Raw genomic sequence first — 25,730 nt, forward strand, 5'->3', positions numbered from 1 at the left:
GTATCCAGGGATGCCGCCCACACCTAGGGCGTTGCCATGACCGATGGCAGGGCCCCTTGAACGAGCAGGCCGGGGCGAACCGGTATGCTGGAGGGCGCCATCGGGTGACCGGCGGCCCATTTCCAGGGGACCACAGGGGGTTTCATGATCGGACGTATCGCCGCCTCGCTATGGCTGTTGGCCTTGCCGTCCTGGGCCGGTGCCACGGTCCTGGGCGACTGCAGCGCGGCACCGCAGGAAGCGCTTCCGGACCTGCCTCCGCCGGTCACGGACTGGGCGGCCCTGGCCTGCACGCCGGACGGCCATCTGCTCGCGCCACCGCCCGGCGGGTCGTGGAAGTTCGTCACCACCCTCCAGGCCTTCGTGCTGCCCGCGGATTTCGGGCAATCGACTCCGCAGCAGGCGCCCGCCTATTTCCAGGACATCCAGGTCCAGGACATCCCGCTGGACCATGCCCTGGCGCGCCACGCGGCCGCCGTACTCAACGACGGGCTCGCCCCGATGGACGCCCCCTGGCAGTCCGCCCGGGTCGTCTCCCTGACCAACACGCTGGCACAGGGCGTACGGCTCTTCGTGTTCGAAAGGGAGGCGATGCGCTGGGGCATCCTGTGCGACTGGAGCGGCCAGCAGTGCAGCGCCGGCCATCGCTTCATGGTCCTGGACGTGCGCGACGCGGTGCCCGCCTCCTGACCGTAGCCAACCGCGCTACAGGATCGGGGCCAGTCCGGCGCCGAAGGCGGTGAAGATGCGGGTGGTCAGCCCCTTCAGGCCGAGGTCGACCTCCGGGAAGTCGCCCACCGGCCGGTAGCAGGCGCGGAATCCCGGGTCGTCCTGCGGCAGGGGTGCGGGGCAATCGGGTCCCGGCACGAACTCGTAACTGGTCGCGTAGCGCCAGGGCCAGATGTCGAACACGGGCAGGTACTCGAAGGTCTTGCCCAGCGAGTAGTCGAGGCCGGAGAACACCGGCGGTTTGTCACGTCGCGCGATCGCCCAGGAGTTTTCCGGCGCGATGTCGCGACGGATGCTGTCGGCCAATGCCTGGGCGAAGGCTGCGTCTTCGATCACCACCGCGGCCTCGGTGTTGTAGTGGTCGCCGCGAGGGTCGAAATTGTGGGTGCCGACCACGCCGATCCGTCCGTCGATCACCAGCGACTTGGCGTGCAAGCCGACGCGCGCACCGGCGCGCTCGAGCGGTACCGGTTCGTTGGCCGACGGCGTCGCATAGCGCAAGGCGCGGTACTCGCGTGCCAGGGCCTGCTGGTACTGCGCGCGACCGACCACGCTGCGCCGGTCGTACTGCTCACGCAGGTCGCGATGCAGGGCCGCGGGATCGTCCACGCCCTCGGCGACGTCCCCTGGCCCGACCGCTTCCGTGGCACCCGCCGACAAAGCCGGCGGCGCCTTCGGCACCGGCACCGGATCGACCGGAGAGTCTCCCGGGAATGGCTTGTACTCGTAGATGTGGAACCCGAACTCGCGCAGGTAGCGGCGTTTGTACTTGTGCGACAGCGCGTAGACGATGAAGGCATCGGTCGCGGCCAGGCTGTTGGTCGAAACCACCACGCGCGGCGGATCGGGCCGTTCATGCATCGCGGTGAACATGTCCTGGGCGGCAGGCGACAGGACGAGGTACGGCGTCTGCAGCAGCACCTCCTCGCGCGCCGACTCAATCAGCTCGCGCAGCGACCCGGTGGTGCCCGAGCCGGGCGCCTCCTTGCCCGGCGGGTCGGACAGGTAACGGACCGGTCCCACCGGCAATGCATGGTCGACCAGGCGCGCCTGCACCTGTGCCGCGTCCGCCGCCTGGTCGCGGATCGTGGCAACGCGCTCGGGACGGGCGTAGGGCGGCGGCGACCACGCGGGAACACCTTCGCGGAGCAGCTGGGCGCCCACGTCGTCCAGCACCGCCAGCGGCAGGCTGCGGGCGTCGCCCCAGAACTGCTCGAAGTCGGCGCGCATGTCGCGCGTCACCGGACCGGTGACCAGCACCTCGCGGTCGCGGAAGTTGTAGTCGGCGCCCCAGTCGTAATAGGTGTCCTGGTAGTTGCGCCCGCCGGAGATCCCCACCGCGCCGTCCACCAGCATCAGCTTGGTGTGCATGCGCCGGTTGAGGGTATCCCAGCAGCAGGCCGCCGCCAGCGCGTACTCCGGATAGCTGAGCCGTCCCTTGCCCATCACCGGGTTGTACAGGCGCACCTGCAGGTTGACGTGCGCGCCGGCCAGCGCCGCCAGCGTGTCGACGCTGCGCATCGCCGCGAGCTGGTCGATCAGCAGGCGCACGCGCACGCCGCGCCGTGCGGTGGCCAGCAGTTCCTCGAGGAACAGGTGGCCCGCGTCGTCTTCGTCGAAGATGTAGGTCTGGACGTCGACGGTGGTCGTCGCGCTGTGCAGCAGGTTCAGGCGCGCCAGCAGCGCGTCGGGACCATCGTCCAGGATCAGTGCGTAGTGGCGTGGCGCCGCGGGCGTCGAGTCGGCGAATGCACGCGCCGACAGGTCGCGCAGGGGCGACGGCGCCGCGCAGGTCTGCGGACCGGCGCACGTATCGACCTGCGAGCGCGCCGCGTCGGCGATCGACAGCGCGCGTGCCCGCTGGGTGTCCGACAGGCTGGCGCAGGCCCCCAGCGCCAGGCCAAGCCAGGCCGCGAACACGACGCGTCCGGCGGGCCGGCGCAGCCTGGCGGCGCCGGCCCTCATCCGCACGGCCTCACGGTGCCGGCTCCTCCGCGAGCCGGACCCGCATGGTGAAGCGCACGGTGTCGTCCAGCGCAAGGCGCCAGCCGTCGAGGCCGTAGTCGTGGCGGTCCACGCCACCGGTCGCGACGAAGTCGCAATCGATGCCGGGGCGCGCACAGCTCGCGGGCAGCAGCAGGAAGCGTTCGATCCGGGTCACGCCGCGTATGGTAAGCCGTCCGCGGAGCGGACCGCCCTTCTCCACCATGGCCAGGTCGATCGGGTCGGATATGAATTCGATCGACGGGTGGCGTCCGGAATCGAAGAATCGATCGCCGCGCGCCATTGCGGAATAGCGCGGGGAATCGCCGATCCGGACCGTGGCGGTCGTCAGGCGCACGCGCACCTGGCGGCGGTCGCCGTCCAGCATGGCCACCTGGCCCTCGAAATCGGGAAAGCGCCCCTCGACGACCTGGCCCCAGCGCGTCCTGAGCTCGACGCCGAATGCCGAACGGGTGGCGTCCAGTTCGCCGGTCAGCGCCTGCCCGGAGGCATGCGCGGCACAGGCCGCCAGCAGCAGGCCCCACCCGCCCCGCCAGCGGAGGCGGGATCCCCGCCGGTGCGCCCCCTGCGCCACCCTCATCGCTCGCCTGCGGATCCGGTCAGGGCCACCAGAAGGCGTCGAGTCGCGCCACGCCGGGTTCGAGCACGGCCTCGGGCGGCACCGAAAGCACCGCGAGCCCCGCCGGCGGCATGCCGCGGTACTCGCTGGTCTGGCCGGTATGAAGCAGGGCGGAGAGGCGCTCGAACCCCGGGTTGTGCCCGACCAGCATCAACCGGCCGACATCGCGATGCTGGTCGGCCAGCGCGATAAGGCCGCCGGGGGTGGCCTCGTAGATCGACGGTTCGATCCGCTGGTCGACATAGCCGATCACCGAGAGCACCGCCTCCAGCGTTTCGCGGGTACGCCGCGAGGGCGAGCACAGCACGCAGTCCGGTACCAGTCGCTGTTCGGCGAGCCAGCGGCCGGCGGCCTCGGCTTCGGCCAGGCCTTCGGCGGAGAGGGGACGGTCGAGGTCGGCCCGGCCGGTGCAGGCCGGCTCGGCATGGGCATGGCGCAGCAGGATCAGTTCACGCATCGGACGGTGGCACCCGGTCGTCGGTGGGAAGGCGGGAGTGACGGCTCACTTGCGCAGCCATTTCAGCAGGGGCTGCCAGTCGTCCTGATGCTCGCGCACCCGCGCCGAGTGGTAGTCGAACAGGCTGCGGCCGAGGCCGGTCATCAACACGTAGGCCTGGCTGTCGCGCAGCTCCGCCACCACCGGGTAGGGCCATTGCTTGAGCAGGGCGACCGCCTGCTGCGAGGTGTTGGTCCACGGACGCAGCTTGTTGCCGACCAGGCCCACGCTGGCGTCGCCCTTGTGCACGCGCGGGTGGCGGGCGATGGACTCCAGGAACGGCACCGTCGCCTCCAGGTCCAGCGTCGATGGCTGCACCGGCACGACGACATGGTCGGCGATGTCGAGGTAGTGCTCGAGGTCGTCGCCCATCGCCCCGGCGGGGGCATCGATCACCAGCCGCTGGGTGTCGTCGGGCAGCTGCTTGCGCCAGGCCTTGCGGCGCGTGCCGTCCAGCGGAAGCACCGCGGTCTCGCTATCGGCCCGACGCTGCGCCCAGCGGGTGGAAGACCCTTGCGGGTCGGCGTCGAGCAGGACGGTGTTCAGGCCTTCGAGGGCCGCATGCGCGGCCAGGTGGGTGGCCACGGTGGTCTTGCCGACCCCCCCCTTGGAACTGGCGACCAGCACGGTTTTCATGCGCGCTCCTTCCGGACGGTCCCCGCAGCCTACACCGCCGGCCGCGCCCGGGCCATCGACGGGGCGTGAGGGTCATCCAGCCGCTTCGGCGTTCCCGGTGACGAGCGCACGCTGGCCCGGATCGCGGGGAAGCCAGTCGTCGGGCGGATCGCTGAATCCATTGAGGCGCAGGTATCGCTCGAGTGCGGCGATCTCGCCGTCGTAGGCCCTGAGGATGACGAAGCGGGGATCGTTGAACCAGCCCTGGCGGAGTGCCAGTTCCTGCGTCCAGTAGTGCTGGCGAAGCCGCTCCCGCCAGACCGCCGCGCGCGGAGATCCCTCCGTGGCGCGTACCAGCATCGTCAGGCCCATGCGCTGCATCAGCAGGCTGTCGCCCGAGGCCAGCAGCTCCATGTTCGCCCTGCAACTGGCGCGGCGGTCTGGACTGGCCGGCGCTCCGCACAACTGGCTGACGCTCACGAGGTTGGGGCTGAACACGGCTTCCATCAGGCCCGCGTACACGGCCCCGTAGAGCAGGACGACGTCGATGTCCGCCGGCAGGCCGGACAGCCCCAGCTCACTCACCGCCTGGGCACGCAGGGCGGGATCCAGCGGGGGAGCGACCATGCCGCCGAGGACATCCGCATACACCGGTCCCAGCGTTCCACCCGGCATGGACACCCGCTCCGACGCCGCCGCCAGCGCAAGGAAGTGGTCCACCGCTGCAGGGTCTTTCCACCGCCGGGCCTCGTCGGCAAGCGCCCACCATACCGCGGCATTGCCGGGATCGAGCGCGGCCAACCGCTCGAGCGCCGACAGCCGGTCGCATCCCATGCCGGGGCCACAAGCCTGCGCCTCCAGCCATGCGACCAGCGGATCATCGGGCAGCGCCGCCGCGACCTCGCGCAGGGCCTCGGCACGCGCCTTCGCCCAGGCTTCCGGGTCGCCATCGAACCGTACGTCGTCCGGGCGGACCATCAGCGCCAGCAGCAGGCGGGCATGGTCATCGCCCGCGGCAGCGCGGGCTTCCAGGTGCGAGCGCATCGCCCGGTCGAACTCCCGGCCCCATGCTTCCGCGCTTCCCGGGACAGGTCCGTGCGGGCCACGGGCCGGAGACGCCGTCGCGGATCGGAGAGAGGTGCGGGCGGCAGGCAACGTCGCAGACGGCGCCACGGCCGGGCGCGTCGCGGCGCCGTGCGCCTGAGGCGCCTCCGGTTGTACGCCGCAACCGAGCGTGACCATGCACGCCAGGCTCACACCGGCAAGGATCGACCTCGTTTCCATGCAGCGACTCCCCCCGTCCTTCGGATGGCCAGCCTAGCACTGGTGGGCAGCAGCCTCAGCCCAGCCAGCGTGCCAGCGCCGCCCAGGCCGGCAGTGTCGCCATCGACAGCAGCACGCCGTAGCCCACCATCGCCGCGGCCAGCCGTGGGGCGATGCCCTGGGCAATGGCCAGCGCGGCGGCGGTGACCATCGACGGCATCGCGGCTTCGAGCACCGTGGCCTGGGCCATCGCCCCATGCAGGCCCAGCAGCGGTGCGACGAGCAGGGCAATGGCGGGCATCACGGCGAGCTTCAACAACAGGCCCCAGCCCAGCGGCTTCAACTCGTCGCGCGGCAGGGCGAGCTTCACCGAGAGCCCAATGGTCAGCATCGCCAACGGCAACAGGGCCTCCGACAGGCTGCGAAGGCCGCCGTCGATCCAGGCCGGCGGCTCGGCCGGCATCACCGTCAGGCCCAGGACGAGTGCCCACAGCGGCGGGAAGCGCAACACGCGGAGCAGGATCCCGCGGGCGGTGGGTGCGTCGCCGCCGCCGTAGCGGGCCAGCACCCACAGCCCGAACGTGGACAGGATCACGAAGGCACCGAACTGGTCGTAAACCACCGCATAGGGCAACGCGTCCTCGCCCACCAGCGCGCGCACCAGCGGATAGCCGAGGTAGCTGGTGTTGCTCAGCGCGACGGTCAACAGCAGCGCGCCCTGCTCGTCGCGGCGGAAGCCGAACAGCCGCGTGCCCAGCCCCACCAGCAACACGGTCGCGCCCAGCAGCAGCCACGGCACCGCGATCACCCCGAGCAGGGCCGGTTCCAGCGAGAGCCGCGGCGCATAGCGCAGCACCGCCGCCGGCAGGCAGACGTACAGGATCACCAGGTTCAGTACCTGGGGCGCGTTGTCGGGCAGCACGCGCACGCGCTGGAACAGGTAGCCCAGCGCCAGCATGGCCAGCACCAGGGCGAAGGCGTCGAAAGCCATCGTGCACCGCCGGGACGGGGCGCCCATTGTCCCATGCGCGCAGGCAGGCCCCATTGGACCTTGGTGGACCCGTGCCCGGTATGATGCGCGCTCGTCAGGGAAGCACCGGATCTCCATGAGTGAACTGCAGGACCTGGTCGCGCTGATCCGCGCCAACACCCCGTTGATCGTGATCGAGACACGCGACGAAGCGCGCGTGGTCGAGCTGTTCCGGCAGGCCCTGATGCAGGTCTGGCGCGCCATGTACCGCTGGTCGGTGACCGAGGGCCTGCGCCGCATCGACATCGACCGCGAGGACGAGGCCGAGGGGCCGCCGGACATGTCCAGCACCCTCAACGCGATCCGCAACGCGACGCAGCGGGGCGTGTACCTGCTGTTCGATGCGCATCCGTTCCTGGGCGCGGCGATGACCCAGCGCCAACTGCGCGAGATCGTCGACCGCCGCGGCAGCCAGCCCCACGTGCTGGTGCTGGTGGGGCATGCGGTCGAGCTGTCGCCCGAGCTGGAGGCGATGGCGGTGCGTTATCGCCCTCGCCTGCCCGACGCCCACGCGCTGCTCAAGCTGGTGCGCCAGCAGGCCGAGGACTATGCGCGCGAGAACGGCGGACGGCGCGTCGAGGTGGATGGCGAAGCGGTGCAGCAGATCGTGCGCAACCTCGCCGGCCTCGACCCGGTGGATGCGCGCCGTATCGCCCGCCACCTGATCTTCCGTGATGGCGCCCTGGGCCCGGACGACCTCCCCGAGCTGGCCCGGCTCAAGTTCGAACTCCTGAACCAGCACGGCCACCTTCACTACGAATACGACAGCGCGCGGATGGAGGACGTGGCCGGTGCGCGCCGGCTCAAGCGCTGGATCGAACATCGCCGCGCGGTATTCACCGGAGGCGAACCGCCACCGGGGCTGGACCTGCCCAAGGGCATCCTGCTGCTCGGCGTGCAGGGCTGCGGCAAGTCGATGCTGGCCAAGGCGGTGGCCGCCGGTTTCGGCGTACCGCTGGTGCGGCTGGACATCGGTGCGCTGTACAACAAGTACCACGGCGAAACCGAACGCAACCTGCGCGAAACCCTGGCCGCGGTCGAGCGCCTGGCACCCTGCGTGCTGTGGATGGACGAGATCGAGAAGGCGCTGTCGGCCGATGACAGCGACGGCGGCGTCTCGCGCCGCGTGCTCGGCCACATGCTCACCTGGATGGCCGAACGGCAGTCGCGGGTGTTCGTCGTCGCGACGGCCAACCAGGTCGATGCCCTGCCCCCGGAGCTCTTGCGCAAGGGCCGTTTCGACGAGGTGTTCTTCGTCGACCTGCCGGAGGCGGACGTGCGTGCCGAGCTGTTCGCCCTGCACCTGCGGCGCCGCGCACTGGATCCGGCCGCTTTCGACCTCGCCGGCCTGGCGGGTGCGAGCGAGGGCTTTTCGGGGGCCGAGATCGAGCAGGCCATCGTCTCGGCCATGTATGCCGCGCACGCGGCCTCGACGCCGCTCAATGCCTTCACGCTGCGCGCGGAACTCAAGCAGACGCGCCCGCTCTCGGTGCTGATGGCGGAGCAGGTCGAAGCGCTGCGCGCCTGGGCGCTGGGGCGGACGGTGCCGGCGGAGTAGCCCATGGGGCGGCGCGCGCCGCCCCGGCTACGCATACCTAGTCGTTGTCTTCGGAACCCGCTTCGGCGTCGGGCCCGGCGGTGGTGACGGTTTCACTGTCGCCGATGATCACCTTGCCCTTCCACACGCGATCCTCGCCTGCCCAGTAGGTTTCCGCATCCCAGCGGTGCTCGGCATAGTAGGAGTCCTGGTGCGCCACGCGCCGACCCGACGCGCTGCCCACCTGGACCTGGTTGATGGACGAGCCCAGGCGGCTGCCGGTGCGCGATGTCCGGGCCAGCACCATTTCACGCTCCATGCGCGGCTTGGCGACGGCATCGCCGTACTCGGCGCGCAGGCCCGGGCCGAAGGTCGAGGCCTTCGCCCGCTCGTCCGCGTCGAGCCGGGCCCATATCGCGGCCCGCGACCGTTCCAGCGTGGGATAGCCGCGCTCAGCGGCCAGTTCGCTCCACGCGTAGGCGAGCGCTGGATTCTTTTCGACACCGATGCCATGCCAGTACAGCAGCGCAAGCGAGTGCTGCGACAGCTTGTCGGCATATCGCGCGGCCATCTGCAGGCGTTCCACCGCCCCGTCCAGGTCGCCACGCTTCACGGCCATCATGGCGCGAACCCGCCACAGTTCGTTCGGGTGCCCGAACTCGGCCAAGGCTTCGGCCCGCTGCAAGTCGGGCTCGCTGACGCTCTCGATGCCGCGGAAGACCAGTCCGACCGAAGGCGCGGCCTCTTGGGCCACGGCAGGCGGCACGGCGGTCAGGGCGCCCAGCAGACACAGGGCGGGAAAAAGTATTCGACGCATGATTCTTCCTTGAAACGAGGGGAGGGTGTCGTTATCGGACGACGGGGTGAAGTATACGGACGTGGGACTTCACCCGTCGCAGGTCAATCGTCATCCTGACCTTCGTCAGCGCCCGTGCCGACTTTCTCGGCGGGGAGCACGATGACCTTGCCGCGCCACTGGCGGTCCTCGGCCTGCCAGTAATCGTCCGGATCCCAACGGTCGGAATCGAACAGATCGCGGCCGCGTACACCCACGCGTCCTGAAGGATATTCCAGCTTGACCCGATCCGCGCTCGCACCAAGACGGCTGCCGGTGATGTCCGCGCGGGCACGGCGCAGCCATTGCTCCATCCGCGGCTGGGCGACCTCGTCACCGTAGTCGGCGTACAGGGCCGGACCGATCTCCAGGGCGCGGGCGCGGTCGTCCGCGTCCATTTCCATCCACATTTTCTCGCGCACCAGCAGCAGGTCGCGGTAGCCGCGTTCGGCCGCGAGATCGGCCCAGACGTAGGCCAGCGCGCGGTCGGCTTCGGTGCCGACCCCATGCCAGTACATCAGGCTCAGCGAGTGCTGGGAAAACTTGTCGGCATAGCGCGCCGCGCGGCGGAAATCCTCCAGCGCTTCGCGGGAGTCCTCGAGCTTGAGCTCGCGCAAGGCCCGCACGCGCCAGAGTTCATTGAGGTGGTCGCGGCCCAGCGCCTCGGCGCGGTCCAGCTGGGTGAAGCTGAGCGTGTCCAGCCGCGGCGCCAGCACTTCGGCCGCCGGTTCGAGCGGCTGCAGCGCGAAGGCGGGCGTGGCGGCGCAGAGGGCCAGGGCGAGGAACGGCATCCGGGTCAGGCGGCGCATGGCGGGCTCCCGTCATGGGCCTCCCGTTCTACGCTTCCCGCGGGTGGGTTTCAAACCGCGGATGCGATCCTGGAAGCAGGGCCACCCACCGGCGGGACGGCTTTCAAGCCAGCCACCAGCCGGTGATCGCCAGCCGCGCCTCCCCGGCATAGGGCGCAACCAGGCTGACCGCATGGCCGGCCGGCACGGCGAACAGCGACAGGCTGTTCCATCGCGGCACGAAGCTGCGCGTCACCGCGCCGGTGTCGTCGATGAACTGCAGCAGGCCACCCCAGTCGGCTTCCCAGTGGCGGGTGAGATTGAGCACGTAGGCATACAGCCGCCCTTCGCGGGTATCGATGTCGGTGTGGTACCGCAGGAACTGACCGGGACGGTAGCGGGTCGCCTGCGCATTGACGCGGCGAATGCGCGCATCGCCCGTCAATGCCTGCGCGAAGGCGAGGTACTGCGGCGAATTGAACAGCTCGAGCACCCGGTGCAGCAGCAGTCCGGGATCACGGCCTTCCTGATAGGCGGTGACCATCATGTAGCTGTCGTAGGCGAAGCGGAACGCGTCCTCGCCCGTGGCCTCTTGCGCCGACGACGCGGCTTCGGCATAGGCGTGCTGGCGCGCGGCTTCGTCGAGCGCGGCATACCGGGCATGGTCGATCGTGCGTGGTCCCTCGCGGTCGCGCAGCGCCAGCGTCCACGGCACCTCTTCGGCCAGGCACTGGCGCAACCGCTCCGCTGCCGCCGGCTGCAGGAAATCGGCGACCTGCACGCGCCCGTCGCGGCGCAGGGCGTCGCGCCAGTGCGGGAGGTCGAGCGCTTCGTTGATCATGCCGTCGTGATCGTCAGTAGCCGGCCGCCTGGCCGTCCTTGCGCGACTCACTGGCGCCGATATAACCGCCGTGCGGATTCACCATGATCGCCTGATAGCCGCCGTAGGGCCCGTGGGCGAAGCGCACGCTGTGGCCCTTCTGCATCAGCACACGGACAGTCTCGTACGGGAAGCCGGTCTCGAGGTCGAGCTCCCCGCCGTCGTGCATCGGCGTGGCTTGCCCCGCCGGTTCGGTGGACCCGTCGTGCTGGATGCGCGGCGCGTCGCCCGCCTCCTGCAGGTTCATGCCGAAATCGACGAGGTTCATGATGATCTGCGCGTGGCCTTGGGGCTGCATCGCGCCGCCCATCACGCCGAACGACACCCAGGGCTCACCCGCCTTCGTCGCGAACGCGGGAATGATGGTGTGGAACGGCCGTTTGCCGGGCGCGAAGCTGTTCGGATGGCCTTCCTTGAGCACGAACTGCTCGCCGCGGTCCTGCAGGATGAACCCCAGTCCGGGCGGCGCCATGCCGCTGCCCATGCCGCGGTAGTTGGACTGGATCAGCGAGACCATCATGCCGTCGGCATCGGCAACCGTCATGTAGATGGTGTCGCCCTCGTTGAGCTGCGGGATCACGCCCGGCTCGGCCGCCTGCATCGCGCGGTCCATCGAGATCAGCGCGCGGCGCTCGTCGGCGTAGTCCTTGGAGACCAGCCGGGCCACGTCGGCCGAATGGAAGTCCGGGTCGGCATAGGAGGCGGCGCGATCGGCGAAGGCGAGTTTCTTCGCCTCGGTGAACAGGTGCACGTGCTCGGGGCTGCCGAATCCGTAGGCGGCGAGGTCGTAGCCTTCCAGGATGTTGAGGATCTGTAGCGCGGCGATGCCCTGCCCGTTGGGCGGCAGCTCCCACACGTCGATACCGCGGTAGTTCGTGCTGACCGGCTCGACCCACTCGCCCTGGTGCGCGGCCAGGTCCTCGTAGGACAGGAAGCCGTCGTTGGCCTTGAAGTAGGCATCGATGGTGCGCGCGATGTCCCCCTTGTAGAACGCGTCGCGGCCCTCGCGGCCGATCGTCTCCAGCGTGTTGGCGAGGTTGGGATTGCGCCAGGTCTCGCCGCTGCGCGGCGCACGCCGTGCTTCGCCCGCACCCGGGTCGACGGTGAACTGCTCGCTGAAGCCGGGCCATTTCGACAGCCTCGGTACGCTCCGGTCCCAGTAGTACGCGATGACCTCGTGCACCGGATGGCCCTCGCGGGCGTAGAGGACCGCGGGGGCGAGGTTGTCCGCCATCGAGCGGCGGCCAAAGCGGTCATGCAGCGCGAACCAGGCATCGACGGTACCGGGCACGGTCACCGGCAGCGGTCCGTGCGGCGGAATGTCCTGCAACCCGCGGCGCTGGAACTCGGCCAGGGTGAGGGATCGCGGCGAACGGCCGGAGCCGTTGTAGCCATGGAGGCGCTTCGTCGCCGGGTCCCAGACGATCGCGAACAGGTCGCCGCCGATGCCGTTGCCGGTCGGCTCCATCAGGCCGAGCGCCGCGTTGGCGGCGATCGCGGCGTCCACGGCGCTGCCGCCCGCCTTCAGGACGTCCAGCGCCACCTGCGTCGCGAGCGGATGCGAGGTCGCGGCCATGGCGTGCGGCGCCATGACCTCGCTACGGGTGGCGAAGGCGTGGCCGGTGATCCGGTCCGCGGCGCTGGCGGGCGCGGCGATGGCCAGCGGCAGGGCCAGCGCAAGGGCGCTGAGGGCAAGCAGGCGTCGCATGGGGTCGGGCGCTCCGGTCGGGCGTGGAAAGCCCATCGTAACGCGGGCCCCGGATGCGACAAGGCCGCCCGCAGGCGGCCCGTCGTCGTTCCCGCCTGCCTCAGGGCCAGTCGGGCGGGTTCGCGCTCCACGCGGCCTGCACTTCGGCCAGGGTCGCGCGCTCGGCATCGGTCCAGGCCGGCAGCAGTTCGGCGTACCTCGAGGTGCCGCGCCACTGGTCGGGCTCGGTGCGGACGGCGGCGGCGTACCACGTCACCGCTTCGTCCTTGCGGTCCAGCGACCACAGGACCAGGGCGAAGGTGGGCGGCATCCAGGCGGCGCTCAGGGCCCGCGAGTTCGCCAGCATGGCCCATTGGCCGAGGGCGCCTTCGGCATCGCCTGCGCGATACAGGTCCCAGGCCCGGTTCCAATGGATCGGACGCCACAGCGCATGGGTCTGCGCGAGGCTGCCGGTGGCACGGTCGTACAGGGAAGCGCCCACCTCGGGACGACCGGCGCCGTAGGCCAGGTGGGCGAGCTGCGCCATCTCCTCGCGGGCACGCGGATCGCGCTGGATCTCGACCAGCAGCTTCTGCATGGTGGCGTCGTCCGAGCCCTCGATGGCGACGATGGCGCGCGTCGTCTGCGCGTCCTCGTCGAAGTAGAACTCGACCGGGCGCGGCATGTCCTGGGCGAATGCCGGCGCGATGGCCAGCAATGCGAACAGCCCGATGGCTTTCGATTTCATGGCGGCTTCCCCCTGATGTTGCACCGCCACATGATACCCCGATCGCGGCCGGGCGCGTCGCAGACTTACGCGCCCGGCCGCGACGGAGTCCCCCTGTCAGGGTGCGGCCGGAACCAGGTCGACCCGGTCCACCACCCACATCGTCGGCCGGGTATCGCCGGTGACGCGGATGCACAGGTCCTGTCGGCCCGCGACATCGGCCGGCAGGTCGGCGGCCACGGTGACGAAGCCGTCGGCTTCGGTCGCCGCCGGCATGGGCACCTTGGCCAGCAGGGTGCCCTCGCAGCCGCCGCCATGCACGGTCAGCTCGCCGTTCGCGGTTTCGGCCGGCTCGAACTTGCGGTTCGGTTCGTCATGCGCGAGCTGGAAGTAGTACGGGATCCGGCCCAGACGCACGTCGACGCGATCGATGCCGCCGAGGTCGGCCTGGTTCCACTGCCAGCACGGGTAGAAGATCGTCACGTTGAAGATCGCGCGCTCGCCGTCGGCCGGGCCATCGTCCTCGAGCCGGAGCAGCAGGCGGCCGGCATCGGGGCACACGCCCAGGTGCTCGTCGGTGCGGCTGAGCAGGGAGGCGGCGTCGAAGCCGAACGCCTGCGGTTCGGCCAGTGGGCGACCATCGAAGAACGCGGCGGCCTTGACCTCGGCCGGCAACGTGACCTCGACCGGCGCCTGGTAGAGCGGTGACTCCCCGGTGGGCGCACTGCCGTCGGTGGTGTAGCGCACCTCGTAGGCCAGCGGGTTCTCGAGGCTGACCTCGGCGGTACCGGCGGCGCGGTCATCGTCGGCCACCGCCAGCACCTGGAACGGCGTCTTCGCATAGCGGATGCCGATCAGGTCGTAGCGGTGCAACTGCATCGGCAACCGTTGGCGGAAGTCCTGCCAGTCCTTGCCGTCGGCCGGGGTCCAGCCGGTCTCGGCCACGGCGGCGAGGCGCGGGAACAGGTGGTGCTCGACGCGAGTGTCGAAGCGGGTGTGCTCGGTCCACAGGTTGGCCTGCAGCCCGAGGATGTGCGCGTGCTTGTCGGCTTCGAGATCCGCGGGTACGGGCTCGAAGGCATAGATCTCGTCGATCGTGTTCGTCGCAGGCCGGCCCGGCGGTTCGTCCGGAGATTCCGTCTGCAGGTAGTCGAGGTACAGCACGGACGACGGCGTCATCACCACGTCGTGGCCCTTGCGGGCCGCCTCCAGGCCGCCTTCGGTGCCGCGCCAGGACATGACGGTGGCTTCGTCGGGCAGTTCCGCCTCGAGGATCTCGTCCCAGCCGATCAGGCGCTTGCCATGGCCGGCGAGGAATTTCTCGAGCCGCTCGACCATCAGGCCCTGCATTGCCATTTCATCCGAGGCACCGACCTCGCGCATGTGCACCTGGATGCGCGCCGAGGCTTCCCACTGGTCCTTGACCGCCTCGTCGCCACCGATGTGGACGTACTGGCCCGGGAACAGCTCGACCATCTCGGTGAGCACGTTCTCGAGGAAGACCATCGTCTCTTCCTCGGTGTTGAACAGGTTGGGGAACACGCCCCACTCGCTCAGCGGCACCAGCTTCTCATCGATGCTGCCGAGTTCCGGATAGGCCGCGATCGCCGCGGTCGCGTGCCCCGGGATGTCGAGTTCGGGCACCACGGTGATGTGGCGTTCGGCCGCGTAGGCGACGATCTCGCGCACCTGGTCCTGCGTATAGAAGCCGCAATAGGGACGCGCCTCGCCGGTGGCGGGGTCGACGCCGCCATCGCCGGCGGGGATGCGGCAGCTGCCGACTTCGACCAGCTTCGGGTAGCGCTTGATCTCGATGCGCCAGCCCTGGTCGTCGGTCAGGTGCCAGTGGAAGGTATTGAGTTTCTGCAGGGCCATCGCGTCGAGGATCTTCTTGATCTCGTCGAGCTCCTGGAAATGCCGCGCGGAGTCGAGCATGAAGCCGCGCCAGCCGAAGCGCGGCGCGTCTTCGATCTCGACGGCCGGCACCTGGAAGTCACGCCCCTGCACGGTCGCCAGCTGCCACAGCGTGGTGGCGCCGCGGAACAGGCCGGCGGGGGCGGCCGCGGAGATGCGGATGCCATCCGGAGAGGCGTGGAGGGTGTACGCCTCCCCGGACGCATCCTGGGCTTCCGGGTCGAGTTCGAAGCGGATGCCAGCCCCCGCCCCGTCCCCCGTCGTGACCTGGAGACCCTTCAAACCGGCCATGGCCATGTAGTCGACGAAGCGCTCGGCGACCGCGGCGGCATCGCCGCTGGCGCTGACCGGTGTCTTCGCGTCGATCACGAACTGGCCTTGGCCGAGCACGAGCGACTGCGGTCGCGGCATCAGGCCGATGTCGGCCGCTTCGGTGATCGGTGCGGCCGCAACCGCTTCCCCGGCCGCGTCCGTCCCGGTCCCCTGCTGCCCGCAAGCGGCCGCCAGCGCCGCCGCCAGTGCGACCACTGCCCATGCCTTGCGGCCCGCCAACCCGTGCTTCGTCATCCACCCACCTCGAACATGTTCGTCAAATCAGAATGCGGAACGGCGCACCGGGGTGCGCCTGGGCAGGCCCGGTCGACCGGGCCCGCCCGCTACCATCGCGCAGGTGCGCCGCGTCAGAAGTCGAAGCGGAGCGACGCGAGCACCCGGCGTCCGGTACGGTAATCGCCACGCACCAGCTTCTCGGTGTTGGCGATGCCGTCGACTTCGGCATAGGTGTAGTAGTTGCTGTCGAGCAGGTTCATGCCGTCCAGCCCGATGCTCAGGTTCTCCATGACCTTGAACGTGATGTTCGCGTCCAGCGAGTCGTAGTCATCGGTGACCAGGTAGTTGCCGCGGTCGACCTGCGTGTAGTACTTCGAACGCCACGAGTAGGTCAGGCGCGCGCTCAGCCACTCGTTCTCGAAGAACGGGCTCAGGTTGACCTGGTTCTTCGAGCTGTACGGCAGCGGATCGCCGTTGTCGGCCTCGGCGTCGGCATAGGTGTAGTTGGCCAGGACGCCGAAGCCGCTCTCGAAGGAGTGCTGGAAGGCGGCCGAGAAGCCCTGGATCTTCGCCGTGCCCGCATTGTTCGGACGCGAGACGTCGTAGACCGTTTCCGCCTGCTGCGACTGGTTGAAGTGGGTTTCCTCACGGGTGGTGACCAGGATGTAGTTGTCGACATCCTTGTAGAACAGCGTGCCGCCGAGGATGGAGTTCGGCGTGAAGTACCACTCCGCCGAGAAGTCCAGGTTCAGCGACTCGTACGGATCGAGGTCCGGGTTGCCGCCGCCGCCGGTCAGGGTCTGGTCGCCCAGCCACAGGTAGCTCGACATGTCGCCATAGTTCGGGCGCGACATCACCTCGGCCGCCGAGAAGCGCAGGATCACGTCGTTGCCCGGGTCGTAGACCAGGTTCACGTTGGGCAGGATGTTGTCGTAGCTCTTCTTGACGCTGGTCTGCACGTAGTCGGTGGCGGCGCAGGCCTGGCCGGCCGTCGGCACGCCGCAGGTCCAGCCCATGCTGTTGGAGTCGGTCTGCACGTAGCGCACGCCGACGTTGCCGCGCAGGCTGTCCCAACCGAAGTCGGCCTGGGCGTAGAACGCGTTGACGTCCTCGGTGACGGTCCAGGTGTTGGCCGCGAACGACGGGTCGTTGAAGGTGCTCGGCTCCGGCATCGTCTGCCACGGGGCCAGCCAGTCGCCGCTCAGGATGTAATCCGCCAGGTCCCAGCCATCGATCGTGAAGCGCTCGGACAGGTCGCCGGTGCCGCTGAAGCCATCGAGGTAGTTGCCGGGCAGCGGACGCGGGTCGAACTGGTCGGCGCTCGCGTCGCCGTAGCCGGCCACGGTGGCCAGCGATACACCGCCCATGCGCTGTCCGGTCTCATGCTCGCGACGCTTGGCGCCGAAGCGGAGCTGGTAGACCGGCGAGTCGAGGCGCAGGCCGAAGTCGACCTGGCCGTACTTTTCCTCGTCCCAGGTCGGCTTGAAGACGATGTTGCCGCCCCAGCCCGGGTTCCAGGTGGCCGCGTTGTTGGGGTCCCCACCCCAGCCACCGTCCATGCGGAAGGCCGAAGGGTCGAGGAACGGGTTCGCGCCGTTGAAGGTCAGGCCACGGTCGCCACTGATGTCATAGCTGTAGTCGGACCAGTTCAGGAACTCGCCATAGACCTGGCGGCCGGTGCCGCCGGTGGCCTTGGAGGTACCGATGTCGCCGGACAGGAACCAGCGCTCGTCGTTCCAGGTGGCCTTGAGGTTGTAGGAGTCGGTGTCGACCGTCGCTTCGCGGTTGATGAGGTCGTACACGACCAGCGCGTTCTCGAACGTGCCCTGGGTGATGACGCCGCCGTCGACCGTGAGGTCGGTCATCTTCATCAGGCCGTTCCAGGCATTGCCCATGAACGCGAACATCGAATGGCTGATGTTGTCGTAACCGGCCTTCACGTCGAGCGCATTGAACTCGATGTCCAGCTCGTCCACCGGACGGAACTGCAGGGCCAGCGACAGGGTGTCGCGCTCGCGACGCTGCTCGAAGTAGTGCGCGCTCAGCGAGTTCGGGCCGACCGCGCCCAGGTTGTCGAGCAGGGTGTCTTCGCAGGCGCCCACGCAGGACGCCGGAAGCGTCGGCTGCGAGCCGTCCGCGTTCGGCGGCTGCGACCAGTCGGCCGGGAGGTTGTAGATCGAACCGCCACCGCCCGCGCCATACGCGTAGTCGTTGCCGGTCACGGTGCCGTAGGCTTCGATGCCGTCGCGGCGGATGCTCTCTTCGGCTTTCTGCGCAGCCACGATCACGCCGAAGGTCTCGGCATCGTTCTTCCAGCCGAGCAGCACCGAGGCCTGCATGTCGCCGTCTTCGACGCGATCGTTGTACATGTAGCCCAGCTGGCCGGAGATGGTGGTGCCGTCCAGCCCGAGGGGCTTGCGGGTGTTCACGATCACCGTGCCGCCCACCGAGCCTTCGTCGATGTGTGCCTCGGGGGACTTGTAGACCTCGACCGAGCCGACGATCTGCGGCGCCAGCAGCGAGTAGTTGAAGGTACGGCCCGGCTGGTCGGTGATGAACCAGTCCGCGGATGCGACGGTCTGGCCGTTGAGCAGGGTGCGGTTGAGCGCCGGGTCGGTGCCGAGGATCGAGACGCGCTCGCCCTGGCCGAAGGCCTTGTCGATGGTGACGCCCGGGATGATCGTGATCGCCTCTGCGACATTGGTCGCCGGGAACTTGCCGACGTCCTCGGCGGTCACCACGTCGATGATCGCGTCGGAGTCGCGCTTGGTGTCCAGCGCCTGTTGCAGGCTGCCGCGGATGCCCGACACGACGATGCGGTCGAGATCGGTGGCCTCCGGGTCGCCAGCCGCCGGAGCGGTGGTCTCCTCCGCGGTGTCCTGGGATGTCTCTTGGGCGGCCACCGGAGCGGTGATCGCGAGTGCGGCGACGATACTCGCCGACAGAAGAGTCTTGCGCAGCTTCATCGGTACTTCTCTCCCTCGTTCTCGTGTTCGGCGCCTGATCCCGATCAGTCCCCGCGCCGGTTGTACACGGCCCGCCCGGTTCCCCGTTGCGTGCCGCTGCCTGGATTCAAAACCCTGTGCAACAGCTCATGCTCCCGTCGGCACGACAGGCGGGCGCGTGCCCCCCGGTCCTGCCGCCCTCCGCTTCTGAACGAAGGCGCAATCCGAGCCTGCCCCAGAACTGACAACGATGTCAACATAATGACATCAAACTATGTAAGCAATTGATTTATAGATATTTATACGAGGACATTCAGGCATATTGCTGCGTCGCAGCATGGTTTCCTGCGCAATTGGACAGGTTGGCGGACGCAGGCGCGGGTGAGTCCCGGGACCCAGAACAGAACGGGCCCGGCGAAAGCCGGGCCCGGGGTGCCAACTGACCGGAGAGAGTCGGTCAGTAGGTGAAGCGATAGCTCAGGTAGTACTGGCGACCGTTCGAGTACATCGCATACGGCAGGTAACCCACCGCCGAATTGGTGTAGTACGAGTAGGTCGGGTCGTTGAGGTTCAGGCCGTCGAGCGTGAGCGACATGTTGTCGTTGATCTTCCAGCCCAGCGACGCCGACACCGTGCCGAAGTCGTCCTGGTAGAACTCGTCGGTGCGGCTGACGCCGGCGTAGAACGCCTCGCGGAACGTGTAGCTCACCCGCGCGCTGAACCGGTCGTTCTCGAAGTAGCCGGCCAGGTTGTAGGTGTTGCGCGACGCGCCGTTCAGCGGCTTGCCATCGTCGGTCTCGCCATCGGCGAAGGTGTAGTTCGCGTTGAAGCCGAAGTACTCGCCAATCGGCTGCTGGTAGGCCACTTCGTAGCCGGTCAGCTTGCCGTCGGTGTTGACCGGGATCGACACCTGGTAGTCGCTGTAGACGTCGACGCCCTGCTCGAAGCTGGCCTGCTGGTCCTTGTACTGGATGGTCTGCGTGCCGAACGAGATGTAGTCCCGCATGTCCATGTGGAACGCACCGAACGACAGCAGTGCGCGCGGCGCGAAGTACCACTCGATGGACGCATCGAAGTTGGTCGAGACCAGCGGGTCGAGCTGCGGGTTGCCGCCGCTGCCGGTGTGGGTCAGGTCGTCCAGCGACAGCGAACCGGCCAGCGCGGAGTAGTCCGGGCGGGTCATGGTGCGCGAGGCGGCGAGACGCAGCACCAGGTCGTCGTTGAAGTCGTACTTGAAGTTCGCGCTGGGCAGGAACTCGCTGTAGTTGTTCTCCGAGCTGACCTTCAGGTAGTCGCCGAACGCGGAGCCGGTGATCGCACCGGGGATGCCCGAACCGATCGGCAGCGCCTGCGTGTAGCTGATGTCGCTGTCGGTCTTGACGTAGCGCACGCCGACGTTGCCGCTCCAGCGGTCGCCCAGGAAGTTCGCCTGCACGTAGGCCGCGTAGTTCTCTTCGTAGACGCCGTAGACGTCGGAGAAGTAGAAGCGCTCCGGGTCGTTCCGGTTGGCGAAGTCGGCGTTGATCTGCGCGAGCTGGTCGGGGGTGTAGTACCAGATGCCGCCCGGGAAGCGGCCGCCCAGGGCGTCGCCGAAGTCACCGGGATAGAAACCGCCGGCGCCCGGGTAGGCATTGATGTTCTGCCAGTCGCTGGCCCAGTTCGGACCCTGCGCGATCTCATAGTCGTTGCGACGCTCGTGCTGCGCGTAGCGCAGGCCGAAGTCCAGCGACGAGAAGGTGCTGTCGCCGTTGGTGAACAGCGAGGCATCGGCCGCGAACCAGTCTTCCTGGTCGATGACCTCGATGCCCTGGCCACCGAAGATCCAGCCGTTCTGCGGGAGGTGGTTGGCAGCGGTGTTGTTGCCGCCCAGGCTCCAGTCGATCGCTTCGTCGATGCCGTGCATGTTCCAGCTGGCGCCCGCATTCGGGCCGATGCCGGTCTCGAGCACGTCCTGGGTCGGGCTCGCGCCGATGCCCTTGGTGGTGCCGACCTGGAAGTGCATGTCCAGGTTGTCGGACGCGCGCCAGTCGGCTTCCAGGGTCAGGAACTTCGACTCCGAGCTCGCGTTGGGGCGCGAGATCATGTCATACACGCCGTAGGGCAGCAGGTTCGCCGGATCGTTGACCGCGGGGTATTCGGCGTTGGTCAGCAGGTTGTTGTCGACGGTGTAGCCCGGCAGCGGCGCGCGCGTGTTGGCGAACTGGCTGGCCCACATCATGTAGTTGCGGTTGTAGTTGTCCGCTTCCAGCTTCGAGTAGAAGCCGTTGATGTCGAAGGTGAGGTCGTCGTTGGCCTTGAACTGGACATCGACATTGCCGCCGATGCGCTCGCGCTCCTGGGTGAAGTACACGGCGCCGAGCAGGTTCGGGTACAGCACGCCGGCGAGGTCCGGGTTGGTCGCGGTGACCGGTGCGTCGTACGCGATCTGGCCGTAGCCGCCGACGACTTCCTGGCCGTCGCGGCGCAGGTTGCGCTTCTGGTAGTACGCCTGGACGAGAACGCCGAGGTTGTCGGCATCGTTCTTCCAGTTCAGCAGTGCGCTGACCTGCGGGTCGGTGTCGCCCGGCAGGTCCGCGTACACCGCACCGACCGAGCCGTTGATGGTCAGCTTGTCGGCGTACTGCAGGGGCTTGCGGGTGATGATGTCGACCGAACCGGCGGTGCCGCCCTCGACCAGCTTGGCCTCGGAGGACTTGTGCACGATCACCTGGTCGACGATCTCGGCCGGGAACAGCGAGTAGCTCACGCTGCGGCCCACGTTGGCGACCTGGCTCAGCACGAACCAGTCGCCGGTGCCGACGCTGTGGCCGTTGACCAGGGTCTGGGTCAGGCTGGGGTTGGTACCGCGCAGGCTGACGCGGTCGGCCTCGTCGAAGCCGCCTTCGCTGGCGCTGGACGAGCTGATGTTGACGCCCGGGAGCTGCTGCAGCGCGTCCGCGACGTTCTTGGCCGGCAGCTTGCCGATGTCCTCGGCGCTGACGGCTTCGACGCGGGTCGAGGCTTCGCGCTTGGTGTCCAGCGACTTCTCGAGGCTGCCGCGGATGCCGGTGACGACGATGGCATCGAGCTCGGTGGCCTCCTCGCCGGCGGCGGGGGCCTCCTGCGCGATGGCGACGCCGGTGAACGAAAGGGCGGCGACGATGCTCGCCGACAGCATGGATCTACGAAGTTTCATTGGGTCTCTCTCCCTCGGTATCGGTCCCGGCGGCCGGCTCTTCTGTTGGAGGCGGCTTCGCCGGAGTTGGTGACACCCGGCAGGGGCCGGACGTCGGTTCCTTGTGTGTGGTTCAGTGGGTGCCGGCGTGCTCCAGGTACCAGCTGGCGGCACCGATGACGCCCAGCCGGTCGTTCTCGATCAGGCGCACGGGCAGGCGCTCGAGCACCGGCTGCATGGCCCCCTTGTCGCGCAGCCGCTCAAGGAACGTGCTCTGCGCGAGGAAATCCTTGATCTGCGGCAGGATGCCGCCGGCGATGAACACCGCACGGGCGCTGCTGGTCACCGCGAGGTCGCCGATCACGCTGCCCAGGACGGCGCAGAACGTCAGCACGGCCTCGCGCGCGGCCTCGTCGCCTTCGCGCGCGACCGCGGTGATCGCGGCGGGATCGTCATGGGCCGTCGGAATGCCGTCTATGGCGCACAGCGCGCGGTAGATGTTCACCAGGCCGGGGCCGGACACCAGGTCCTCGGTGGGCACGTGCGCGCCACGCCGCTGCAACTGGCGCAGGATCTCGATCTCGCGCGCGCTGCCCGGCGAGAACGCAGCGTGGCCGGCTTCGGTCGGCAGGACCACGGTGCCGCCGGCATGCGGAACCCGCACGGCCGCGCCGAGGCCCGTGCCCGGTCCGATCACCAGCACCGGACCCGCCTCGATCGTCTCGACGCCCGGGGTCAGCAGGGTCGAGTCCCCCGGATCCATGCACTGCGCGGCATGCGCGGCGGCCTGGAAATCATTGATCACCAGTACCCGCTGCAGGCCGAGCGCCTCGCGCAAACGCGGCAACGACACCGTCCAGCTCAGGTTGGCGTTGATGACCACGTCATCCAGCACCACGCCCGCGCAGGCGATCGCGACGCTGTAGATGGCGCCTGCGCCACCGGGGGCGGCTGCGATGAAGTCGGCCAGGATCTCGGCCAGCCCCGGGTAATCGCGGCAGGCGTACTTGCGATGCGCGATCACCGCGATCGGGGCTTCGCCCGGCCCACCGGCCCGGACCAGGCCCACGCGCGTATGCGTACCGCCGACGTCGGCGGCGATGAAACGACCCGCCGTCGCGGGCGACGGCTGTCCGGCGGCGCTCATGCGGTCGCCTTCCACCGGAGCGGATACGCGCGATGAATGCCCTTCGAAGTCTTGAAGCTGTGCCATGCCCTGCTGCAATCCCCTTTCATCCGGCCTCCGCCAGTCCCCTTGCGGGTGTGCGGGCCGAGACTGCGGCAGGTCTGACAACGATGTCAACCGTTTGTCGCGAAACTGTGCTCCAAACCCCTCGGCACTGCCCTGGACGCGCCATTGATGTTGCATTGCACAACGCGTAAACGCGCAATCCAGCACGCTTCCACGCATTCTCCTGCCACCGCTGGCCTACGGGACAAACTTGTGACAACGTTCGGTCAACGGACCGTCGACGATGGGTGGGCGGCCGAAAACTACCGGCGGCCATCACCGCCGCACGGAGGGGAGTCCGTCCAATGTCATCCACGGCAACCACCGCGAGCGCCAACGGCGACCGCAGCTACTTCGGCTCGATGGCCATCGTTGGCCTGCTGTTCTTCATCTTCGGCTTCGTCACCTGGCTCAACGGCCCGCTGATCGGCTTCGCCCAGGTCGCGTTCGATGTCAGCGAGTCGGCGGCGTTCCTGATCCCGTCGGCGTTCTACATCTCCTACTTCTTCCTCGCCCTGCCCTCATCGGCGATCCTGAAGAAGACCGGCATGAAGAAGGGCATGGCGCTGGCGCTGCTGGTCATGGCGATCGGCGCGGCGGTGTTCGGCCAGTTCACCACGCAGCGCTACTACCCCGGCGCGGTCACCGGCATCTTCATCATCGGCACCGGCCTGGCCCTGCTGCAGACCGCCGCCAACCCGTACATCTCCATCCTCGGCCCGATCGAAGGCGCCGCGCAGCGCATCGCGGTGATGGGCATCTGCAACAAGCTCGCCGGCATGCTCGCGCCGCTGGTGCTGGGCGCCGTGGTCCTGCACGGCATGGGGGACCTCACCGCGCAGGTGGCCGCGGCCGACCCGGCCGGCAAGGAAGCGCTGCTCAACGAGTTCGCCGCGCGCATCCACGACCCCTACATGGTCATGGCCGGGCTGATGGCCCTGCTGGCAGTGGGCATCCTGTTCTCGCCGCTGCCGGAGATCTCCGCCAGCGAAGCCAACGCCGAGGCGCCCTCGGACGCCGGTACCGGCCGCCGCAGCCTGTTCCAGTACCCGCACCTGTGGCTGGGTGCGGCCTGCATCTTCGCCTACGTGGGCGTGGAGGTGATGGCGGGCGACGCCATCGGCATCTACGGCGACTCGCTGGGCCTGCCGCCCGACCAGACCAAGCTGTTCACGTCATTGACCCTGGGCGCGATGCTCGTGGGCTACGTGGTCGGGCTGGTGGCGATTCCCCGCTTCATCTCGCAGGAGACCTACCTGAAGGTGTCGGCGATCCTGGCCATCGTGTTCACCGTGGGCGCCTTCCTCACCGGTGGCTACGTGTCGGTCGCCTTCGTGGCCCTGCTCGGCTTCGCCAACGCAATGATGTGGCCGGCGATCTTCCCGCTGGGCATCCGCGCCCTCGGCCGCTTCACCGAGGTCGGCTCGGCGATCATGATCATGGGCATCGCCGGCGGCGCGGTGATCCCGCAGCTGTTCGCCATCCTCAAGCAGCACTTCGACTTCCAGTGGGTGTTCCTGCTGCTGATGGTGCCCTGCTACCTGTACATCGCGTACTTCGCGCAGAGCGGACACAAGGCCGGCCTGTCGAAAGCCGCCTGACCGCCGACGGGTGCGGCGCGCGGGGCGCTTGCCTTGCGCGCCGCGCCGGGTAGGCTAGCGGTTCATCGCCATGCCCGAGGTCACGGTGCGCCGACCCACCATCAAAGATGTCGCCGAACGCGCCGAGGTCTCGCTGAAGACCGTCTCGCGCGTGATCAACGACGAGCCGGGCGTGCGCGCCCGGACCCGCGAGCGGGTCAACCAGGCCATCGCCGCACTGGGCTACCGGCCGGATCCCTCGGCGCGCAGCCTGCGCAGTGCCCAGCCCTATGCGCTGGGCGTGGTCTACGACAACCCGAACCCGTACTACATCATCGCCGTGCAGAACGGCGTGCTGTCGGCCTGCCGCGAGACCGGCTATGGCCTGCAGATCCACCCCTGCGACTCGAAGTCGCCGATGCTCGCCAGCGACCTGGTCGACCTGGTGCAGGGCGCACGGCTCGCCGGCCTGGTGCTCGCTCCGCCGATGTCGGAACAGATGCCGCTGGTGAAGGAACTGGTCGAACAGGGGATCACGATCGTCCGCATCGTCTCCGCGGCCGCCGACCCGCACGACGGCGCGCCCTGCGTCTGGGTGGACGACCACGATGCCGCCTACGACATCACCGAGCACCTGATCCAGCTCGGCCACCAGCGGATCGGGTTCCTGTGGGGTGGCACCTCGCACAAATCCAGCTGGGAGCGCTACCGCGGCTATGCGAAGGCGCTCGAGCATTACGGCATCGCCGAGGACGAGAACCTGGTGGTGCCGGGCGACTACTCCTTCGACGACGGCTTCCGCGGCGCACGGCGGCTGCTGTCCCTGCCCGACCGGCCGACCGCGATCTTCGGCAGCAACGACGAGATTGCCGCCGGCGTGCTCGCGGCGGCGCGCTCCAGCGGACTCAACGTGCCGTATGACCTGTCGATCGCCGGCTTCGAGGACAGCCCGTTCTCGAAGCAGTCCTGGCCACCTCTGACGACCGCCAGCCAGGCGACCGAGGCAATCGCACGCCATGCCGCCTACCGGCTGATCGCCGAACTGCGGCGCGACGCCGACCTCGGCCCCGACATCCCCGACAACGAAGGCTTCAGCCCGGTGCTGGTGGTGCGCGGCTCGACCGCGCCGCCGCGGCCCAAGAACTGA

The 25,730-nt window shown here is 68.8% G+C and carries 19 protein-coding genes; 4 read left to right on the forward strand and 15 right to left on the reverse strand.

Annotation, left to right across the window (positions count from 1 at the left end; all coding sequences use genetic code 11):
• Positions 1 to 144 precede the first annotated feature (144 nt).
• Complete coding sequence (locus H4F99_RS02255) at positions 145 to 690, forward strand: hypothetical protein (protein WP_182668076.1); 546 nt, start codon at positions 145 to 147, stop codon at positions 688 to 690.
• 15 nt (positions 691 to 705) lie between these two features.
• On the opposite strand, the gene H4F99_RS02260 is transcribed toward H4F99_RS02255, so the two are convergent.
• From H4F99_RS02260 to H4F99_RS02285, 6 genes are all read right to left on the reverse strand, one after another.
• Positions 706 to 2,694: a phospholipase D family protein gene (locus tag H4F99_RS02260; RefSeq protein ID WP_182668077.1), complete on the reverse strand. Its 1,989-nt coding sequence runs from the start codon at positions 2,692 to 2,694 to the stop codon at positions 706 to 708.
• Positions 2,695 to 2,704: 10 nt separating this feature from the next.
• Entirely contained in the window at positions 2,705 to 3,313 is a 609-nt protein-coding gene (locus H4F99_RS02265) for a YceI family protein (RefSeq protein WP_182668078.1), read from the reverse strand.
• Between the two features lie 19 nt (positions 3,314 to 3,332).
• The gene (locus tag H4F99_RS02270) at positions 3,333 to 3,809 is read right to left on the reverse strand and encodes a SixA phosphatase family protein (RefSeq protein WP_182668079.1); all 477 of its coding nucleotides are present in this window, start codon (positions 3,807 to 3,809) and stop codon (positions 3,333 to 3,335) included.
• A gap of 45 nt (positions 3,810 to 3,854) precedes the next feature.
• Positions 3,855 to 4,484: a ParA family protein gene (locus H4F99_RS02275; RefSeq protein WP_182668080.1), complete on the reverse strand. Its 630-nt coding sequence runs from the start codon at positions 4,482 to 4,484 to the stop codon at positions 3,855 to 3,857.
• Positions 4,485 to 4,556: 72 nt separating this feature from the next.
• Complete coding sequence (locus tag H4F99_RS02280; RefSeq protein ID WP_182668081.1) at positions 4,557 to 5,507, reverse strand: hypothetical protein; 951 nt, start codon at positions 5,505 to 5,507, stop codon at positions 4,557 to 4,559.
• Positions 5,508 to 5,802: 295 nt separating this feature from the next.
• Complete coding sequence (locus tag H4F99_RS02285; protein ID WP_182668082.1) at positions 5,803 to 6,717, reverse strand: AEC family transporter; 915 nt, start codon at positions 6,715 to 6,717, stop codon at positions 5,803 to 5,805.
• A gap of 115 nt (positions 6,718 to 6,832) precedes the next feature.
• Between H4F99_RS02285 and H4F99_RS02290 the strand changes: the two genes are divergently transcribed.
• Positions 6,833 to 8,314, forward strand: a complete 1,482-nt coding sequence (locus tag H4F99_RS02290) for an AAA family ATPase (RefSeq protein ID WP_182668083.1) — start codon at positions 6,833 to 6,835, stop codon at positions 8,312 to 8,314.
• Positions 8,315 to 8,351: 37 nt separating this feature from the next.
• Here H4F99_RS02290 and H4F99_RS02295 read toward each other — a convergent pair whose 3' ends face one another.
• The 9 genes from H4F99_RS02295 to H4F99_RS02335 all read right to left on the reverse strand — a co-directional run bounded on the left by H4F99_RS02295 (position 8,352) and on the right by H4F99_RS02335 (position 22,919).
• Entirely contained in the window at positions 8,352 to 9,110 is a 759-nt protein-coding gene (locus H4F99_RS02295) for an SEL1-like repeat protein (RefSeq protein WP_182668084.1), read from the reverse strand.
• 83 nt (positions 9,111 to 9,193) lie between these two features.
• Positions 9,194 to 9,937 carry an SEL1-like repeat protein gene (locus H4F99_RS02300; RefSeq protein ID WP_182668085.1) on the reverse strand — a complete coding sequence of 248 codons (744 nt, stop codon included), beginning with the start codon at positions 9,935 to 9,937 and terminating at the stop codon, positions 9,194 to 9,196.
• A gap of 103 nt (positions 9,938 to 10,040) precedes the next feature.
• Positions 10,041 to 10,757: a 2OG-Fe(II) oxygenase gene (locus H4F99_RS02305; protein ID WP_182668086.1), complete on the reverse strand. Its 717-nt coding sequence runs from the start codon at positions 10,755 to 10,757 to the stop codon at positions 10,041 to 10,043.
• A gap of 13 nt (positions 10,758 to 10,770) precedes the next feature.
• Complete coding sequence (gene ggt / locus H4F99_RS02310) at positions 10,771 to 12,504, reverse strand: gamma-glutamyltransferase (protein ID WP_182668087.1); 1,734 nt, start codon at positions 12,502 to 12,504, stop codon at positions 10,771 to 10,773.
• Positions 12,505 to 12,604: 100 nt separating this feature from the next.
• A complete protein-coding gene (locus H4F99_RS02315) occupies positions 12,605 to 13,231 on the reverse strand; it encodes a tetratricopeptide repeat protein (protein ID WP_182668088.1) in 627 nt (208 codons plus the stop codon).
• 96 nt (positions 13,232 to 13,327) lie between these two features.
• The gene (locus tag H4F99_RS02320; protein ID WP_182668089.1) at positions 13,328 to 15,691 is read right to left on the reverse strand and encodes a beta-N-acetylhexosaminidase; all 2,364 of its coding nucleotides are present in this window, start codon (positions 15,689 to 15,691) and stop codon (positions 13,328 to 13,330) included.
• 113 nt (positions 15,692 to 15,804) lie between these two features.
• Positions 15,805 to 18,639 carry a TonB-dependent receptor gene (locus tag H4F99_RS02325; RefSeq protein WP_182668090.1) on the reverse strand — a complete coding sequence of 945 codons (2,835 nt, stop codon included), beginning with the start codon at positions 18,637 to 18,639 and terminating at the stop codon, positions 15,805 to 15,807.
• Positions 18,640 to 19,075: 436 nt separating this feature from the next.
• Positions 19,076 to 21,793 (reverse strand): TonB-dependent receptor, encoded by a 2,718-nt coding sequence (locus tag H4F99_RS02330; RefSeq protein WP_182668091.1) that lies wholly within the window; start codon positions 21,791 to 21,793, stop codon positions 19,076 to 19,078.
• Between the two features lie 112 nt (positions 21,794 to 21,905).
• On the reverse strand, positions 21,906 to 22,919 hold the full coding sequence (locus H4F99_RS02335; RefSeq protein WP_182668092.1) for a glucokinase: 1,014 nt from the start codon (positions 22,917 to 22,919) through the stop codon (positions 21,906 to 21,908).
• Positions 22,920 to 23,308: 389 nt separating this feature from the next.
• Between H4F99_RS02335 and H4F99_RS02340 the strand changes: the two genes are divergently transcribed.
• A complete protein-coding gene (locus tag H4F99_RS02340; RefSeq protein ID WP_182668093.1) occupies positions 23,309 to 24,604 on the forward strand; it encodes a sugar MFS transporter in 1,296 nt (431 codons plus the stop codon).
• An 85-nt stretch (positions 24,605 to 24,689) separates the two neighbouring features.
• A complete protein-coding gene (locus H4F99_RS02345; protein WP_182668137.1) occupies positions 24,690 to 25,730 on the forward strand; it encodes a substrate-binding domain-containing protein in 1,041 nt (346 codons plus the stop codon).

This window comes from Marilutibacter penaei (assembly GCF_014145395.1).
Classification (GTDB): Bacteria; Pseudomonadota; Gammaproteobacteria; order Xanthomonadales; family Xanthomonadaceae; genus Marilutibacter; species Marilutibacter penaei.

Bases quoted from the DNA above. Each gene is read 5' to 3' on its own strand.
- H4F99_RS02255 (WP_182668076.1), top strand. From the start codon at position 145: ATGATCGGACGTATCGCCGCCTCGCTATGGCTGTTGGCCTTGCCGTCC.
- H4F99_RS02260 (WP_182668077.1), bottom strand. From the start codon at position 2,694: ATGAGGGCCGGCGCCGCCAGGCTGCGCCGGCCCGCCGGACGCGTCGTG.
- H4F99_RS02265 (WP_182668078.1), bottom strand. From the start codon at position 3,313: ATGAGGGTGGCGCAGGGGGCGCACCGGCGGGGATCCCGCCTCCGCTGG.
- H4F99_RS02270 (WP_182668079.1), bottom strand. From the start codon at position 3,809: ATGCGTGAACTGATCCTGCTGCGCCATGCCCATGCCGAGCCGGCCTGC.
- H4F99_RS02275 (WP_182668080.1), bottom strand. From the start codon at position 4,484: ATGAAAACCGTGCTGGTCGCCAGTTCCAAGGGGGGGGTCGGCAAGACC.
- H4F99_RS02280 (WP_182668081.1), bottom strand. From the start codon at position 5,507: ATGCGCTCGCACCTGGAAGCCCGCGCTGCCGCGGGCGATGACCATGCC.
- H4F99_RS02285 (WP_182668082.1), bottom strand. From the start codon at position 6,717: ATGGCTTTCGACGCCTTCGCCCTGGTGCTGGCCATGCTGGCGCTGGGC.
- H4F99_RS02290 (WP_182668083.1), top strand. From the start codon at position 6,833: ATGAGTGAACTGCAGGACCTGGTCGCGCTGATCCGCGCCAACACCCCG.
- H4F99_RS02295 (WP_182668084.1), bottom strand. From the start codon at position 9,110: ATGCGTCGAATACTTTTTCCCGCCCTGTGTCTGCTGGGCGCCCTGACC.
- H4F99_RS02300 (WP_182668085.1), bottom strand. From the start codon at position 9,937: ATGCGCCGCCTGACCCGGATGCCGTTCCTCGCCCTGGCCCTCTGCGCC.
- H4F99_RS02305 (WP_182668086.1), bottom strand. From the start codon at position 10,757: ATGATCAACGAAGCGCTCGACCTCCCGCACTGGCGCGACGCCCTGCGC.
- ggt (WP_182668087.1), bottom strand. From the start codon at position 12,504: ATGCGACGCCTGCTTGCCCTCAGCGCCCTTGCGCTGGCCCTGCCGCTG.
- H4F99_RS02315 (WP_182668088.1), bottom strand. From the start codon at position 13,231: ATGAAATCGAAAGCCATCGGGCTGTTCGCATTGCTGGCCATCGCGCCG.
- H4F99_RS02320 (WP_182668089.1), bottom strand. From the start codon at position 15,691: ATGACGAAGCACGGGTTGGCGGGCCGCAAGGCATGGGCAGTGGTCGCA.
- H4F99_RS02325 (WP_182668090.1), bottom strand. From the start codon at position 18,639: ATGAAGCTGCGCAAGACTCTTCTGTCGGCGAGTATCGTCGCCGCACTC.
- H4F99_RS02330 (WP_182668091.1), bottom strand. From the start codon at position 21,793: ATGAAACTTCGTAGATCCATGCTGTCGGCGAGCATCGTCGCCGCCCTT.
- H4F99_RS02335 (WP_182668092.1), bottom strand. From the start codon at position 22,919: ATGAGCGCCGCCGGACAGCCGTCGCCCGCGACGGCGGGTCGTTTCATC.
- H4F99_RS02340 (WP_182668093.1), top strand. From the start codon at position 23,309: ATGTCATCCACGGCAACCACCGCGAGCGCCAACGGCGACCGCAGCTAC.